The organism is Pseudomonas sp. S31, assembly GCF_016648105.1.
Lineage (GTDB): Bacteria > Pseudomonadota > Gammaproteobacteria > Pseudomonadales > Pseudomonadaceae > Aquipseudomonas.
The window spans coordinates 19,359-34,006 of record NZ_JACVVE010000024.1; the positions used below are offsets into that span (position 1 = coordinate 19,359).

Sequence of the window (14,648 nt, forward strand, 5' to 3'; positions counted from 1 at the left end):
CACGCTGTTTTCACAGTGTGGGCGTTGTTCTGACGATATGGTTGCGGGAGCCGGATTTGAACCGACGACCTTCGGGTTATGAGCCCGACGAGCTACCAGGCTGCTCCATCCCGCGTCAGTGGTGCGCATTCTACAGTTTGGCGGATCAGTGTCAAGCGCTAACTATTGAATTTTTCTAATTTTTTTCTCTGCTACTTTTTCAGTGGCAAAGAAAAAGGCCACTGCGTGAACAGTGGCCTTTTCTCGAATCTGGTTGCGGGAGCCGGATTTGAACCGACGACCTTCGGGTTATGAGCCCGACGAGCTACCAGGCTGCTCCATCCCGCGCCTGTGGAATCGAATTCTACGGATTTGTGTCGGAGTGTCAAGCGATAATTTAAAAAAAACCTTTTTCGTTCAAACTCTTAGCGGTGCGAGCTGGCCTGCAGCTCAGGCGCTGCGGGGCTTTCAGGCCGATTATCGCGCCGCGCCATGCTCAAGCTGTCTTGGCAATAGCTGCATGCGGTACTATCTGTATGAATTTACAGTGCTGGCGAGCATCCATGTCATTGCGCAAGATCATCCATATCGACTGCGATTGCTTCTATGCCGCGATCGAAATGCGTGACGACCCGCAGTTGGCCGGCCGGCCAATGGCAGTGGGCGGCTCGGCGGACCGCCGAGGTGTCATTGCCACTTGCAATTATGAAGCCCGTGCCTACGGTGTGCGTTCGGCCATGTCCTCTCGACACGCGCTCAAGTTGTGTCCGGACTTGGTGATCGTCAAGCCGCGTTTCGACGCCTACCGCGAGGCCTCACGCGAAATCCACAGTATATTCCGCGACTACACCGAGGTGATCGAGCCCCTGTCGTTGGATGAGGCGTACCTCGATGTGACCGAGAGCCAGTGGTTTTCCGGCAGCGCCACGCGCATCGCCGAAGATATTCGGCGCCGAGTCGCCCGCACGTTGCATATCACTGTCTCGGCGGGGGTGGCGCCGAACAAGTTCCTGGCCAAGATCGCCAGCGACTGGCGCAAGCCCAACGGCCTGTTCGTCATCACCCCCGCAGAGGTAGAAGCCTTCGTATCTGCCTTGCCGGTCGCCAGGCTGCATGGTGTAGGCAAGGTCACCGCAGAAAAGCTGACACGCTTGGGCATCGAAACCTGCCTGCAACTGCGCGACTGGTCGCGGCTGGCCCTGGTGCGCGAGTTCGGTAGTTTTGGCGAGCGCTTGTGGGGGCTGGCGCGGGGCGTCGATGATCGCATCGTGCACAACGACAGTCGCCGGCAGTCGGTCAGCGTGGAGAACACCTACGATACCGACCTGCCGGACCTGGCCAGTTGCCTGGAGCGCTTGCCCGAGTTACTGGCCAGCCTCAACGAGCGGATCGAACGCATGGACAGCAGCTATCGGCCGGACAAGCCGTTCGTCAAGGTCAAGTTCCATGACTTCAGCCAGACGACCCTGGAGCAGGCCGGGGCGGGCAGGGATCTGGAAAGCTATCGGCAGCTGTTGGGGCAGGCGTTCGCCAGGGGCGGCAAGCCGGTGCGTTTGCTTGGGGTGGGCGTGAGGTTGCGCGACCTGCGCGGGGCGCATGAACAGCTGGAGTTGTTTCCGCCGAAATGAAAAGGGCCGCGATGCGGCCCTCGTTCATCACTGCACGCCCGGGTCGGCGACCAGGCGCCCGGTCGCCTTGGTCAAGGTCTGCAGGAATTCCTGTTGCAGTTCCGGATCGTTGCGGGTCAGTTCGATGAGGCTCTGCTCCATCTCGCTGGCTTCTTCCTCCAGCCCAAGCTCGGACAGACGCTTGACCCGGTGTACCCACTGGCCGACATCGTCATCTTCGAGGTCATCGAAGATCAGTTCGTGCGCCTCGAGCAGTTTGTTGCGCAGGTTGGCGCTCACCAGCAGGCTGGCATCGCCGCGTACCGCGTTGTCCTCGTCAAGTACCTGCAGGTGCAGGGTGCCGACGTGGTTGAGGTTCTGCTCGGAGAACGGGCTGTCGAGCAGGTTCAGGCGCAGCACGCCATTGCGGTCGGTGGTCAGCTCATGGGTCATCTTGCCGGCCTTGACCTCGACCAGCCGCTCGCTCCACGGCAGGCTGCTGGATTCCTCGCGCTTGTCCTTCTGCACCTCGTTGACCGAGGCCAGATTCTGCTGGGCGCGGCCATTGGACTGCACGTTCATGAATGGATTGAGCCCGGCCACGCCATAGCTCAGCCAGTCATGTGTCACGCTTTCCGGCAGGTTGCCGAGGGCAAACACGTTGACCACGTTGGCGCCGACGCCAGCCACCACGGCTACCGCGCCCAGCGGGATCTCGTAGATCTCCCGCCAGGGCTGGTAGGGGGTGTAGCGGTCGTAACGTCGGGTCACTTCGAACTCGGTGACTTCGAAGCGTTGCTCCTCGTGGACACGCACACGCCGTTGCGGGAGCTCCATTACCTTCGGCTCGCCGACATCGATCTGCAGGGTATGTTCGAGCAGTTTGCGCTCGACGCGCTCCTCATGCTCGCTGCGCTGGGACATCTGGTTGGCGCAGCCGCTGACGAGCAGGGCGCCGCACAAGGCGGCGCCCCCCAGGGTAAAGGTACTTCGCTTGGACATGATCACTCGTGCATTGATTATCAGCGGCGAACGCGGGCCTGCAGGAAGGTCAGCACCTCATTGAGCGGCAGTGTCTGGGCTTCCTGCTCGGTGCGGTGCTTGTACTCCAGGTTGCCGTCAGCCAGGCCGCGGTCGCTGACGACGATGCGGTGCGGGATACCGATCAGTTCCATGTCGGCGAACTTGATGCCGGGGCTGGTCTTCTTGTCACGGTCGTCGAGCAGCACTTCGTAACCGGCTGCGGTCAGTTCGGCATACAGTTTGTCGGTCGCTTCGCGGACGACCTCGGTTTCGTAGCGCAGCGGTACCAGGGCGATCTGGAACGGCGCCAGGGCGTCGTTCCAGATGATGCCCTTGTCGTCGTAGCTCTGTTCGATGGCGGCGGCGACCACGCGCGATACGCCGATGCCGTAGCAGCCCATGGACAGGATGACCGGCTTGCCGTTCTCGCCCAGTACCTGGCACTTGAGCGCTTCGCTGTACTTGGTGCCGAGCTGGAAGATGTGGCCGACTTCGATGCCGCGCTTGATGACCAGGGTGCCCTGGCCGTCCGGGCTCGGATCGCCCTCGACGACGTTGCGCAGGTCGGCGACTTGCGGAACCGGCAGGTCACGTTCCCAGTTGACGCCGAAGTAGTGTTTGTCGTCGATGTTGGCGCCGATGCCGAAGTCGCTCATCAGGGCGACCGAACGGTCGATGACGATTTCCAGCGGCAGGTTGAGTGGGCCCAGGGAACCCGCGCCGGCACCGATGGCGTCGCGCAGCTCGGCGTCGGTGGCCATCACCACCGGGTCGGCAACCTGTTCCAGCTTGGCGGCCTTGATTTCGTTCAGCTCGTGGTCGCCACGGACGATCAGGGCGACCAGCTTGCCTTCCTCGGCGCCACGCACGATCAGGGTCTTGACGGTTTTCTCGATCGCCAGGCCGTGGTTTTCCACGAGTTGCGCGATGGTCTTGGCATCCGGGGTGTCGACCAGGCGCAGCTCCTCGGTGGGGGCTGGGCGCACGGTTTCACGCGGGATGGCCTCGGCCTTCTCGATGTTGGCGGCGTAGTCGGAGCTGTCGCTGAAGATCACGTCGTCTTCGCCGGACTCGGCCAGGACGTGGAATTCATGCGAGTAGCTGCCACCGATGGAGCCGGTGTCGGCCTGCACCGGACGGAAGTCCAGGCCCAGGCGGGTGAAGACGTTGGTGTACGCCTGATGCATGCGGTCGTAGGTTTCCTGCAGGGAAGCCTGGTCGGCATGGAACGAGTAGGCGTCCTTCATGATGAACTCGCGGCCACGCATCAGGCCGAAGCGCGGGCGGATCTCGTCACGGAATTTGGTCTGGATCTGGTACATGTTGAGTGGCAGCTGTTTATAGCTGGACAGCTCGTTGCGGGCCAGGTCGGTGATGACCTCTTCGTGGGTCGGGCCAACGCAGAAGTCGCGCTGGTGGCGGTCCTTCAGGCGCAGCAGCTCAGGGCCGTACTGTTCCCAGCGGCCGGATTCCTGCCACAGCTCGGCAGGCTGGATGCTCGGCATCAGCACCTCCAGGGCGCCGGCGGCGTTCATTTCCTCGCGGACCACGTTCTCGACCTTGCGCATTACCCGCAGGCCCATCGGCAGCCAGGTGTACAGGCCGGAGGCCAGTTTGCGGATCATGCCGGCGCGCAGCATGAGCTGGTGGCTGATGACCACCGCGTCGGCAGGGGTTTCTTTCTGGGTGGCGAGCAAATATTGACTGGTGCGCATGGTGGGCCGTGTCGATTGCCTAAGACGTTGAAATGACCCCGCATTGTACGGGGGCGAAACGAAGGCGTACAGGATGCCCCAAGGGCGGGGCGCTTGTCAGCCAAGAAAAAGCCCGGCGGGATGGCCGGGCTTTCTCAGGTGCGGGGCACTGTAAGCCAGGCTTACAGGATGCTCAGCGGGTACTCGACGATCAGGCGCAGTTCGTCCAGCGACGGGGAGCCGTAGTAGACGCCATCGGAGGAGCGGTAGGTGGCCTGGCGGACACGGAAGCTGAGGTCCTTGGCCGGGCCTTCCTGGAGCACGTACTTGATGTCGATGTCGCGTTCCCATTCCTTGCCGTTGTTGGTGCCGTCGACGTTGGCGTCGGTACCACGGATGTAACGGGTCATGAACGACAGGCCGGGTATGCCCCACTCGGCGAAGTTCAGGTCGTAGCGTGCCTGCCAGGACTTCTCGTCTTCGGCGTTGAAGTCGGAACGGGCCACGGAGTTGGCCAGGTACACGGTACCGCCACCATCGATGCCGTAGGCGTAATCACCGTCGCCGCTGACCTTCTGGTAGGCCACGGTGAAGGTGTGCGCGCCGATGTTGTAGGCTGCCGAGAGGCTGAAGGCGCGGTTGTCCAGCTTGTCGCCGTCGTAGGCGCGAGCGCGGTCGCCATCGCTCTTGGTGTCATAGATGTTGAAGTCGAGCACCAGGCCTTGGTTGTCTGCAATTGGCAGCGCCCAGTTGACGTTGGCGTAGTACTTGCGCCAGTAATCCTCGACCTTCGAGTAGTACAGGCTGGTGCTGAGGTTGTCGGTGAAGGCGTAGGTGCCGCCGACGAAGTTGGCATCGGTCAGGCCTGGGTTCTTCAGGCCAGTGTCGGCGTCGCGTCCGCCGATGCTGTCCTTGTAGGTCTGGGCTTGGGCGTTGAGGCGGGTGAAGTGACCGGCGTTCAACTCCAGGCCTTCGATTTCCTTGCTGGTCAGCAGGAAGCCTTCGGCAACTTCTGGCAGCAGACGGCTGTCGTCGGTGGCGAATACCGGCACTGCGGTGAACTGGCCGCCGTATTTCAGCGTGGTATTGGAGATGCGCAGTTTGACGGCGCCATGTGCCTCGGAGTAGTCATCCGCCGCACTGCCATCGTCATTGATTGGGAACAGGCCCATGCCGGCACGGCCGCGGCCGGTGTCGAGCTTGATGCCGAGCAGGCCGATGGCGTCGACGCCAACGCCCACGGTGCCCTGGGTGAAGCCCGATTCGAAGGTACCGATGAAGCCCTGGCCCCATTCTTCGTTACGGCTCTGGCGCTCGCCGGTGTCCGGGTCGCGTTCGTTGTTGCGGTAATCACGGCTGAAGTACAGGTTGCGCAGCTTGACGCCAGCCGTGCTGTCTTCGAGGAAACCCTTGGATTCGTCCTGCGCAGAGGCGAACGCCAACTGCGAGGTCCCTGCCGCAACGGCCAGGGCGATCATGCTCCACTTCATCACGCGCATCGTGATTTGCTCCTTTGGTTTTAGGAAGAGTACCGCTGCGCCCAACGTGTTTTAGTTATAGGGGGCAGCTCTTTCTTGTTATGTCGGCGAAAATGTATAGCACGCTGACTGTTATTGGCGAGATAGCGAAAACGAACCTTTCAGTAGTTTTATTCGCATGTCGCTTCAAGGTATTTCCATGTCGCAAATCACTCCCCTGTCTTGTGGGGCGTACAACGCCAGCGCTGTTTCTTTCACCGTAACGAAACTGTAACTAGCGTTTCGGGTTCGGAAAACTCCCTGGGTAACCAATGCCGCTGTTGTTATTTGTCGCGTGCACCTGGTAATGCAGGTGTCGTGCCGACTTGGCGTGAAGAGAATGCAACAAGCGTGCTCAAAAAACGCAACAGTTCATGAATTTTTCACAAAGTGGGGCAGGAGTGGGGAAAACACGCCGAAAACACGGGGCGCTGCCTGTCTGATGGTGTGCCAAAGTTAGCTTGCTTACATTTTTGCAAAGGGACCATCCAACTCAATGTGTTACCTGCAACTGTTCATCTCCTGTGGTGAATGTAGCGGTAAGTACAATTCGGCGCTGGGGGTGGCCTCATTTTGGTGCGAAAAGTAGCGCTGTGTTACCGGCTTTGTGCAGGCGTGTCTAAAAGCGTGAGCGCAGGGGTGCAGGAGAGTATCCTTGCGCTCAGGTTGCCAGCGCTCGCTGGCCAGATTTCTTCGAGGAGGTTTACCGTGTTCGTCCTGGATTCACGTTTGCAGCAGGACTCCCTGGTGCTGGGCGATTTTCCGCTGTGCCAGCTGTTGCTGAGCAAGGATGCCAACTATCCGTGGTTCATCCTGGTGCCGCGGCGTGCCGATATCAGCGAGGTGTTCCAGTTGGACGCCGACGCGCAGCAGCAGTTGTGGAGCGAAACCGGCTACCTGGCCGAGGCGCTGAAGAAGGCGTTTGCCGCCGACAAGATGAATGTCGCGACCCTGGGCAACGTGGTCAGCCAACTGCACATGCATGTGATCGTGCGCTACCGCGACGACGCTGCATGGCCGGCACCGGTGTGGGGCAAGTGCCAGGCACAGGCCTACACCGACGAGCAGGTCGAGGGCATTCGCCAGCGCCTGCGGGCCGTACTCGATTCGCGTTTCAAGGAGGCATGAGGTGACGCAGGAAGATCGCATCGTCGAACTGGAGATGCGCCAGGCATTCCAGGACGACACCATCCAGGCACTCAACGACGTGATTGCCGAGCAAGGCAAGGTGGTCGAGCGGCTACAGTTGCAGGTGGCCGAGTTGATCAAGCGCTACGAGGAGATGGTCGGCCAGTATGGCGCCGAAGAGGGGGAGCAAGCGCCGCCGCCTCATTATTGAGGCAAGCGACGCTTGCGATGCAGGCGGCTCCGGGCTTGCCCCGGAGCCGCGACGTATCAGCGCCGCGTCACCGCGACCACGTCTTCGGCCTGCAGGCCTTTGTCGCGATGCATCACGGAGAATTCCACGCGCTGGCCTTCGACCAGGATGCGGTGCCCTTCGCCGCGGATGGCACGGAAGTGCACGAAGATATCGTCACCCGAATCGCGGGAGATGAAGCCAAAGCCCTTGGATGTGTTGAACCACTTGACGGTGCCGGTATCTCGTTTGCCGGCCTCCTGCGGCGTGCCTTGCGCGCTGCGTGCCTTGCGCCCGGTGCGGGCGAAGCCAGCCGCCAGGTGCAGGATCACGGCCAGGGCAGCGCAGACCAGGGCGGCGAGGTTGCCCAGTTCCGGGCGTGCTAGCAGGGTCAGGGTCTGTAGCACCACGGCCACTACCAGCAGGGCGCACGCCAGGTGTTGCAGCTGCTGTCGGGCGCCTCGGTAATAGAGCGGCACCACCGGGGCGAGCAGCAGGTTGAGCAGGCCGAGCAGGGCCAGGTAGACAGCGTCGGGTTGTTGCAGGAACGGTGTTGCGTCGGTTTTCAGGCTGGGTATGAGCGACAGCAGCAAAGCCGCTACGCCCGTCACCAGATGGACGATCTTGAACATGGGATTGGCTCACAGTCGATAAGGCCGGTCACAGGAAAAAAGCTGGCGGCACGGTGCGCATGAGGTGTAGGCGCAAACACGTTGTGGGCCAGCCTATGCACCCGGCAATAGCAGTCCGCACGGGTGGCACGGTGCCTATTTAACCGCAAAGCCGGGGGGTTCTCAAACCACGGCAGCGGATAGCCGATAGCTTGCCCTGTGTCAGGGGCGAGGTGCGGTAACTGTTGCTACAGTGTGCGGTGCCTGCTTGATCTACAAGCCATTTGGAAAAAGGGGAACTTCATGGCAATCGATATCGGTATCAGTGAAGAAGATCGCAAGTCCATCGTCGAAGGGCTCTCCCGGCTGCTGTCGGACACCTACGTCCTGTACCTGAAAACCCACAACTTCCATTGGAACGTCACCGGCCCGTCGTTCCGTACCCTGCACCTGATGTTCGAGGAGCAGTACAACGAGCTGGCCCTGGCCGTCGATTCGATCGCCGAGCGCATTCGTGCGCTGGGTTTTCCGGCGCCGGGCTCGTATGCCTTCTATGCTCAACATTCCTCCATCAAGGAGGAGGCCGGCGTTCCTGCCGCAGACGAGATGATCCGCCAGCTGGTGCAAGGCCAGGAGGCGGTGGTGCGTACCGCGCGCAGCATCTTCCCGGTGGTGGACAAGGTCAGCGACGAGCCGACTGCCGACCTGTTGACCCAACGCATGCAGGTGCATGAAAAGACCGCCTGGATGTTGCGGGTACTGCTCGACGGTAAATGATCGGCGTTTGCCAGCCAGTCGCCACGGCCCGGTCGACAGCCTTGTCACCGGGTTCGGTTGCCTGAGCGGGAACATTTTACCGCTGCACTCGCGGCGAGCCAGGGCGCTTCATGGGCGGACTACAACCGCTGATCATGGAGTGCGCTGGTGGAATGCAAGATGCAAACGAATAAAAGAAGGACAGGCCTGGGGGCGTGGCCGGGTCGGCAGTGGGTCGATCCGTTCGAGGCGGACTTCGACATGCGCCAGGCCTTGCCGGTGTCCCGCTCGGTGCGACTCAACGGGTTTTCCACCTGCCTGCGGCTGGAAACCGTGTATTGGCGCATCCTCGAGCGTATCGCCGAGGTCAATCGCTGCTCGGTCAGCGCCGTGTTGTCCTATGTCGACCGCGAGGTGCATCTGCGCCAGGGCGGCGTGCGCAACTTCAGCGGCCTGATCCGGGTGATCTGCGTGGCCTGGCTGCTCGACCCACCCCATGCACGCTGATCGCCGGGCGGGCTGCGCAGCGCTCCTTAACCATATATAATCCCGCTTTTTGCTGCCTTGGCAGCCAGCCTTGTGGTTGACGAGAGACATCCATGCCCCTGTATGACTATCAATGTGCATCCTGCGATCACAGGATGGAAGCGCTGCAGAAGATCAGCGCGGCGCCGTTGACCGACTGCCCGGCCTGTCAGGCGCCGGCATTGAAGAAACTGCTGTCGGTCCCGGGCTTTCGCTTGAGCGGTAACGGTTGGTACGAAACCGACTTCAAGACCGGGGCGAAGAAGAATCTGGCCAGCGGCGACAAAGCCGACTGAGTTGAAGTGCATTAGCCGGGTCTTGCAGTATTAGTCCCAAGGGGCGGCCAAGGCCTTACCGAATTACACGAATCACGAGAAGCGAAACCACCATCATGATGCGCAGCCATTATTGCGGCCAACTGAACGAGAGCCTGGACGGCCAGGAAGTCACCCTTTGCGGCTGGGTCCATCGTCGCCGCGACCACGGCGGGGTGATCTTCCTCGACATCCGTGACCGCGAGGGCATGGCCCAGGTCGTGTTCGACCCTGATCGCGCCGAGACCTTCGCCGCCGCCGACCGCGTGCGCAGCGAATACGTCGTGCAGATCACCGGCAAGGTGCGCAAGCGCCCTGACGGCGCGGTGAACGCCAACATGGCCTCCGGCGCCATCGAAATCCTCGGCTACCAGCTGAACGTGCTGAACGAAGCCGAGACGCCGCCGTTCCCGCTCAACGAATATTCCGACGTTGGCGAAGAGACTCGCCTGCGTTATCGCTTCATCGACCTGCGTCGCCCGGAAATGGCCGACAAGCTGCGCCTGCGCTCGCGCATCACCAGCAGCATCCGTCGCTACATGGACGACAATGGTTTCCTCGACGTCGAGACGCCGATCCTGACCCGTGCCACGCCGGAAGGCGCACGTGACTACCTGGTACCGAGCCGTACCCACGCCGGCAGCTTCTTCGCCCTGCCGCAGTCGCCCCAGCTGTTCAAGCAGTTGCTGATGGTGGCGGGTTTCGATCGCTACTACCAGATCGCCAAGTGCTTCCGTGACGAAGACCTGCGTGCCGACCGCCAGCCTGAATTCACCCAGATCGACATCGAGACCAGCTTCCTCGACGAAAACGAGATCATGGGCCTGACCGAAGGCATGATCCGCAAGCTGTTCAAGGAAGTCCTGGACCTGGAGTTCGGCGAGTTCCCGCACATGACCTACGAAGAGGCCATGCGCCGCTACGGTTCCGACAAGCCAGACCTGCGTATTCCGCTGGAGCTGGTCGACGTCGCCGATCAGCTCAAGGACGTCGAGTTCAAGGTCTTCGCCGGCCCAGCCAACGATCCTAAGTGCCGCGTCACCGCCCTGCGCCTGCCAGGCGGTGCCAGCATGCCGCGCAGCAAGATCGACGAGTACACCAAGTTCGTCGGCATCTACGGTGCCAAGGGCCTGGCCTACATCAAGGTCAACGAGCGCGCCAAGGGCGTCGAGGGCCTGCAGTCGCCGATCGTCAAGAACATCCCCGAGGCCAACCTCAACAACATCCTCGATCGCGTGGGTGCGGTCGATGGCGACATCGTGTTCTTCGGTGCCGACAAGGCCAAGATCGTCAGCGAGGCCCTGGGCGCGCTGCGGATCCGCCTGGGCCATGACTTCGAGCTGCTGACCTGCGAGTGGGCGCCGATGTGGGTGGTCGACTTCCCGATGTTCGAAGAGAACGATGACGGCAGCTTCACCGCGCTGCACCACCCGTTCACCGCGCCCAAGTGCACCCCCGAGGAGCTCGAGGCCAACCCGGCCACCGCGCTGTCGCGTGCCTACGACATGGTGCTCAACGGCACCGAGCTGGGCGGTGGTTCGATCCGTATCCACCGCAAGGAAATGCAACAGGCGGTGTTCCGCCTGCTGGGTATCGAAGCGGCAGAACAGGAAGAGAAGTTCGGCTTCCTGCTCGACGCCCTGAAGTTCGGCGCACCGCCTCACGGTGGCCTGGCCTTCGGCCTCGACCGCCTGGTCATGCTGATGACCGGCGCCCAGTCGATCCGCGAAGTGATCGCCTTCCCGAAAACCCAGAGCGCCGCGTGCGTCATGACCCAGGCCCCGGGCATGGTCGACGCCAAGGCCCTGCGCGAACTGCACATTCGTCTGCGCGAGCAGACCAAGGTCGAGTAAGCGGACCCCGGGCGCATCCACATGGATGCGCCTTTGCGTTACGGCGCAGGATTTTTCGTTGCGCCCCGTCAGGGGCGCAGTTGTTTGTGTTTCAAAGAATTTGGAGTCGTTATGGCTGGTCATTCCAAGTGGGCGAACATCAAGCACCGCAAAGAGCGCCAGGATGCCAAGAGAGGCAAGATCTTCACCAAGTGGATCCGCGAGCTGACCGTCGCCGCCAAGCAGGGCGGCGGTGACCCGGCCTCCAACCCGCGCCTGCGCCTGGCCCTGGACAAGGCCCTGGGCGCCAACATGAGCCGCGACATCATCGATCGCGCCGTGGCTCGGGGTGCCGGCACCAACGAAAGTGACAACGTCGAGGAACTCAGCTACGAAGGCTACGGCCCAGGGGGCGTAGCGATCATGGTCGAGGCCATGACCGACAACCGCAACCGTACCGCCGCCGCCGTGCGCCATGCCTTCACCAAGTGTGGCGGCAACCTCGGCACCGATGGCTCCGTCGCCTACCTGTTCGAGCGCAAAGGGCAGATCAGCTTCGCCCCGGGTGTCGATGAAGATGCATTGATGGAAGCGGCCATGGAAGCCGATGCCGACGATGTGGTCGCCAACGACGACGGTTCGTTCGAAGTATTCACCTCGTTCAACAGCTTCTATGCAGTGCGTAACGCGCTGGAAGAGGCGGGCTTCAAGGCCGCGGACGCGGAAATCGTCATGCAGCCGACCACCAGCGCCGAGCTGGACCAGGAAGGCGCGGAAAAGGTGCTCAAGCTGATCGACATGCTCGAGGATCTGGACGACGTGCAGAACGTCTATTCCAATGCGCAGATTTCCGACGAGATCATGGAAAATCTCGGTTAGGGTGTCTTGGCTATTCGCGTCAGGCCTGTGAGCTTGGCAGCGCCTGTACCGGCCTTTTCGCGGGTGAACCCGCTCCTACAGATGCAGCACCGGTTTCAATTGCGGTGCACTTCCTGTAGGAGCGGGTTTACCCGCTAAAGGGCCGGTACTGTTTGCACAAATGTACCTTCTGACTGACAGGCGCTATGACTCTGATTCTTGGTATCGACCCCGGCTCGCGCATCACCGGCTATGGCGTGGTACGCCAGACCGCCCGTGGTTGCGAATACGTGGCGTCGGGATGCATCCGCACCGGCAGTGGCGAGCTGCACGAGCGGCTGCAGATCGTTTTTCGTGGCGTGAGCGAGGTCATCCGCCTGCACGGCCCGATGACCATGGGCATCGAGCGGGTGTTCATGGCACGCAACGCCGATTCGGCGCTCAAGCTCGGCCAGGCCCGCGGCGCGGCCATCGTCGCCGCCGCCGAAGCGGGCCTTGAGATCGCCGAATACAGCGCCACCCAGGTCAAGCAGGCGGTCGCCGGCACCGGAGGGGCGAACAAGGAGCAGGTGATGATGATGGTCATGCACCTGCTCAAGCTCACCCAGAAGCCGCAGATCGACGCCTCCGACGCCCTGGCCATCGCCCTGTGCCATGCCCATACCCGTTCCAGCCTGGTGCCCCATGGCCTGGCCACGGCGCGGCGGCGCGGTGGGCGCTTGCGTCTTTAGGCGCTTCATGCGCTGATACACATTTTGTCCGGGTGAAGCGTTCACCCGTTGCATTTGCTGATAGGGTTGAGCGGTCTTCGACCGGCTCCCCGAGAGGAAGGATCGGAACGTGATTGGACGTTTGCGCGGCACCCTGGCGGAAAAACAGCCGCCGCACCTGATTATCGACGTCAACGGCGTGGGCTACGAACTGGAAGTGCCCATGACGACCCTGTATCGCCTGCCCAAGGTCGGCGAGCCGGTGACCGTGCACACCCACCTGGTGGTACGCGAAGACGCTCACCTGCTCTATGGCTTCGCCGAAAAGCGCGAGCGCGAGCTGTTCCGCGAGCTGATTCGTCTCAATGGCGTGGGCCCGAAGCTGGCCCTGGCGTTGATGTCCGGCCTGGAAGTGGACGAACTGGTGCGCTGCGTGCAGGCCCAGGACGCCTCGGTCCTGGTGCGTGTGCCTGGCGTCGGCAAGAAGACCGCCGAACGCCTGCTGGTCGAACTCAAGGACCGTTTCAAGGCCTGGGAAACCTCCCCGGCGATGTTCACCCTGGTTTCCGATGGCCCGCTGCCTGTGGCCAGCGAGTCCTCGGCCGAGGCCGATGCCGTCAGCGCCTTGGTTTCCCTGGGCTACAAACCCCAGGAGGCGAGCAAGGCGATCGCCGCGATCAAGGACAAGGCTGGCCTGAGCAGCGAAGAGCTGATCCGTCGTAGTCTCAAAGGGATGATTACCAAGTGATCGAAGCCGACCGCCTGATCGCCGCCAGCGGGCGCGACCGTGAAGAGGTCCAGGACCGGGCGATCCGTCCGCTGCGCCTGGACGAGTACATCGGCCAGCCGGTGGTGCGCGAGCAGATGGCGCTGTTCATCCAGGCCGCCCGCGGGCGCAACGAATCGCTCGACCATACCCTGATCTTCGGGCCGCCCGGCCTCGGCAAGACCACCTTGGCCAACATCATCGCCCAGGAAATGGGGGTGTCGGTCAAGAGCACCTCGGGGCCGATCCTCGAGCGCCCAGGCGACTTGGCGGCGATGCTGACCAATCTCGAACCCCACGACGTGCTGTTCATCGACGAGATCCATCGCTTGTCACCGGTGGTCGAGGAGGTGCTGTACCCGGCCATGGAGGACTTCCAGCTCGACATCATGATCGGTGAAGGCCCTGCGGCCCGCTCGATCAAGCTCGACCTGCCGCCGTTCACCCTGGTCGGCGCCACCACCCGCGCCGGCATGCTCACCAACCCGCTGCGCGACCGCTTCGGTATCGTCCAGCGCCTGGAGTTCTACAGCAACGCCGACCTTGCCACCATCGTCAGCCGTTCGGCCAACATCCTGGGCCTGGCCATCGAGGACCAGGGCGCCTTCGAGATAGCCCGCCGTGCCCGTGGCACGCCGCGTATCGCCAACCGCCTGCTGCGCCGCGTGCGCGACTATGCCGAGGTGCGCGGCAAGGGCCAGATCACCAAGGCGGTGGCCGACATGGCGCTGAATCTGCTGGACGTCGACGAACGCGGGTTCGACCACTCCGACCGTCGCCTGCTGCTGACCATGATCGAGAAATTCGACGGCGGCCCGGTGGGCGTCGACAACCTCGCCGCCGCCATCAGCGAGGAGCGCCACACCATCGAGGACGTGCTCGAGCCGTACCTGATCCAGCAGGGCTACATCATGCGTACCCCGCGTGGCCGCGTGGTGACCCGGCATGCCTACCTGCACTTTGGCTTGAATGTGCCGGGGCGGTTGGGCGAGGGCGGAGATTTTTCCGATTCCGGCGATGAATGACAGATCGAAACCGGCTTTTCGTGGTCCTAGCGCTGGCATGCCGAAAAGGTGCTGGCAATACGACATTGATGAAG

Annotated in this window: 15 protein-coding genes and 2 tRNA genes; 11 read left to right on the plus strand and 6 right to left on the minus strand. The window is 62.2% G+C overall.

What is annotated here, in order from left to right; all coding sequences use genetic code 11:
* Positions 1–38 precede the first annotated feature (38 nt).
* Together IAE37_RS17695 and IAE37_RS17700 are read right to left on the minus strand one after the other, a co-directional pair.
* Positions 39–115, minus strand: a tRNA-Met gene (locus tag IAE37_RS17695).
* A gap of 135 nt (positions 116–250) precedes the next feature.
* Positions 251–327: transfer RNA gene (locus IAE37_RS17700), tRNA-Met, on the minus strand.
* 221 nt (positions 328–548) lie between these two features.
* Between IAE37_RS17700 and dinB the strand changes: the two genes are divergently transcribed.
* The gene (dinB, locus tag IAE37_RS17705) at positions 549–1,607 is read left to right on the plus strand and encodes a DNA polymerase IV (protein WP_201175738.1); all 1,059 of its coding nucleotides are present in this window, start codon (positions 549–551) and stop codon (positions 1,605–1,607) included.
* A 27-nt stretch (positions 1,608–1,634) separates the two neighbouring features.
* Here the strand turns inward: dinB and IAE37_RS17710 are convergent, their stop codons facing one another.
* From IAE37_RS17710 to IAE37_RS17720, 3 genes are all read right to left on the minus strand, one after another.
* Positions 1,635–2,588, minus strand: coding sequence for a hypothetical protein (locus tag IAE37_RS17710; protein ID WP_201175613.1), 954 nt, complete (start codon positions 2,586–2,588; stop codon positions 1,635–1,637).
* Between the two features lie 20 nt (positions 2,589–2,608).
* Positions 2,609–4,324: a proline--tRNA ligase gene (locus tag IAE37_RS17715; RefSeq protein WP_201175614.1), complete on the minus strand. Its 1,716-nt coding sequence runs from the start codon at positions 4,322–4,324 to the stop codon at positions 2,609–2,611.
* A gap of 161 nt (positions 4,325–4,485) precedes the next feature.
* On the minus strand, positions 4,486–5,802 hold the full coding sequence (locus IAE37_RS17720) for an OprD family porin (RefSeq protein WP_201175616.1): 1,317 nt from the start codon (positions 5,800–5,802) through the stop codon (positions 4,486–4,488).
* Positions 5,803–6,528: 726 nt separating this feature from the next.
* Between IAE37_RS17720 and IAE37_RS17725 the strand changes: the two genes are divergently transcribed.
* Both IAE37_RS17725 and IAE37_RS17730 read left to right on the plus strand, forming a co-directional pair.
* The gene (locus IAE37_RS17725; RefSeq protein ID WP_201175618.1) at positions 6,529–6,948 is read left to right on the plus strand and encodes an HIT family protein; all 420 of its coding nucleotides are present in this window, start codon (positions 6,529–6,531) and stop codon (positions 6,946–6,948) included.
* A 1-nt stretch (position 6,949) separates the two neighbouring features.
* Positions 6,950–7,159 carry a SlyX family protein gene (locus IAE37_RS17730; RefSeq protein WP_201175619.1) on the plus strand — a complete coding sequence of 70 codons (210 nt, stop codon included), beginning with the start codon at positions 6,950–6,952 and terminating at the stop codon, positions 7,157–7,159.
* A 56-nt stretch (positions 7,160–7,215) separates the two neighbouring features.
* Here IAE37_RS17730 and IAE37_RS29085 read toward each other — a convergent pair whose 3' ends face one another.
* Positions 7,216–7,809, minus strand: coding sequence for a cold-shock protein (locus IAE37_RS29085; protein ID WP_201175620.1), 594 nt, complete (start codon positions 7,807–7,809; stop codon positions 7,216–7,218).
* 282 nt (positions 7,810–8,091) lie between these two features.
* Between IAE37_RS29085 and IAE37_RS17740 the strand changes: the two genes are divergently transcribed.
* The 8 genes from IAE37_RS17740 to ruvB all read left to right on the plus strand — a co-directional run bounded on the left by IAE37_RS17740 (position 8,092) and on the right by ruvB (position 14,574).
* Complete coding sequence (locus IAE37_RS17740; protein ID WP_201175621.1) at positions 8,092–8,565, plus strand: Dps family protein; 474 nt, start codon at positions 8,092–8,094, stop codon at positions 8,563–8,565.
* Positions 8,566–8,724: 159 nt separating this feature from the next.
* The gene (locus IAE37_RS17745) at positions 8,725–9,051 is read left to right on the plus strand and encodes a ribbon-helix-helix domain-containing protein (RefSeq protein ID WP_201175624.1); all 327 of its coding nucleotides are present in this window, start codon (positions 8,725–8,727) and stop codon (positions 9,049–9,051) included.
* A gap of 92 nt (positions 9,052–9,143) precedes the next feature.
* Positions 9,144–9,365, plus strand: a complete 222-nt coding sequence (locus IAE37_RS17750; protein ID WP_201175626.1) for an FmdB family zinc ribbon protein — start codon at positions 9,144–9,146, stop codon at positions 9,363–9,365.
* Between the two features lie 95 nt (positions 9,366–9,460).
* Entirely contained in the window at positions 9,461–11,236 is a 1,776-nt protein-coding gene (gene aspS, locus IAE37_RS17755) for an aspartate--tRNA ligase (protein ID WP_201175628.1), read from the plus strand.
* A gap of 111 nt (positions 11,237–11,347) precedes the next feature.
* Positions 11,348–12,094 (plus strand): YebC/PmpR family DNA-binding transcriptional regulator, encoded by a 747-nt coding sequence (locus IAE37_RS17760; protein ID WP_201175630.1) that lies wholly within the window; start codon positions 11,348–11,350, stop codon positions 12,092–12,094.
* A gap of 185 nt (positions 12,095–12,279) precedes the next feature.
* Positions 12,280–12,804, plus strand: coding sequence for a crossover junction endodeoxyribonuclease RuvC (gene ruvC / locus IAE37_RS17765; RefSeq protein WP_201175632.1), 525 nt, complete (start codon positions 12,280–12,282; stop codon positions 12,802–12,804).
* A gap of 109 nt (positions 12,805–12,913) precedes the next feature.
* Positions 12,914–13,531, plus strand: coding sequence for a Holliday junction branch migration protein RuvA (gene ruvA / locus IAE37_RS17770; protein ID WP_027919956.1), 618 nt, complete (start codon positions 12,914–12,916; stop codon positions 13,529–13,531).
* On the plus strand, positions 13,528–14,574 hold the full coding sequence (gene ruvB, locus IAE37_RS17775) for a Holliday junction branch migration DNA helicase RuvB (protein ID WP_201175634.1): 1,047 nt from the start codon (positions 13,528–13,530) through the stop codon (positions 14,572–14,574). Before ruvA ends, ruvB begins: the two co-directional genes overlap by 4 nt.
* Positions 14,575–14,648: the final 74 nt, after the last annotated feature.

Coding starts and splice junctions, on each gene's coding strand:
- IAE37_RS17750 (WP_201175626.1), top strand. CDS start 9,144: ATGCCCCTGTATGACTATCAATGTGCATCCTGCGATCACAGGATGGAA.
- aspS (WP_201175628.1), top strand. CDS start 9,461: ATGATGCGCAGCCATTATTGCGGCCAACTGAACGAGAGCCTGGACGGC.
- IAE37_RS17740 (WP_201175621.1), top strand. CDS start 8,092: ATGGCAATCGATATCGGTATCAGTGAAGAAGATCGCAAGTCCATCGTC.
- IAE37_RS17720 (WP_201175616.1), bottom strand. CDS start 5,802: ATGCGCGTGATGAAGTGGAGCATGATCGCCCTGGCCGTTGCGGCAGGG.
- IAE37_RS17710 (WP_201175613.1), bottom strand. CDS start 2,588: ATGTCCAAGCGAAGTACCTTTACCCTGGGGGGCGCCGCCTTGTGCGGC.
- IAE37_RS17760 (WP_201175630.1), top strand. CDS start 11,348: ATGGCTGGTCATTCCAAGTGGGCGAACATCAAGCACCGCAAAGAGCGC.
- IAE37_RS17715 (WP_201175614.1), bottom strand. CDS start 4,324: ATGCGCACCAGTCAATATTTGCTCGCCACCCAGAAAGAAACCCCTGCC.
- IAE37_RS17745 (WP_201175624.1), top strand. CDS start 8,725: ATGCAAACGAATAAAAGAAGGACAGGCCTGGGGGCGTGGCCGGGTCGG.
- IAE37_RS29085 (WP_201175620.1), bottom strand. CDS start 7,809: ATGTTCAAGATCGTCCATCTGGTGACGGGCGTAGCGGCTTTGCTGCTG.
- ruvC (WP_201175632.1), top strand. CDS start 12,280: ATGACTCTGATTCTTGGTATCGACCCCGGCTCGCGCATCACCGGCTAT.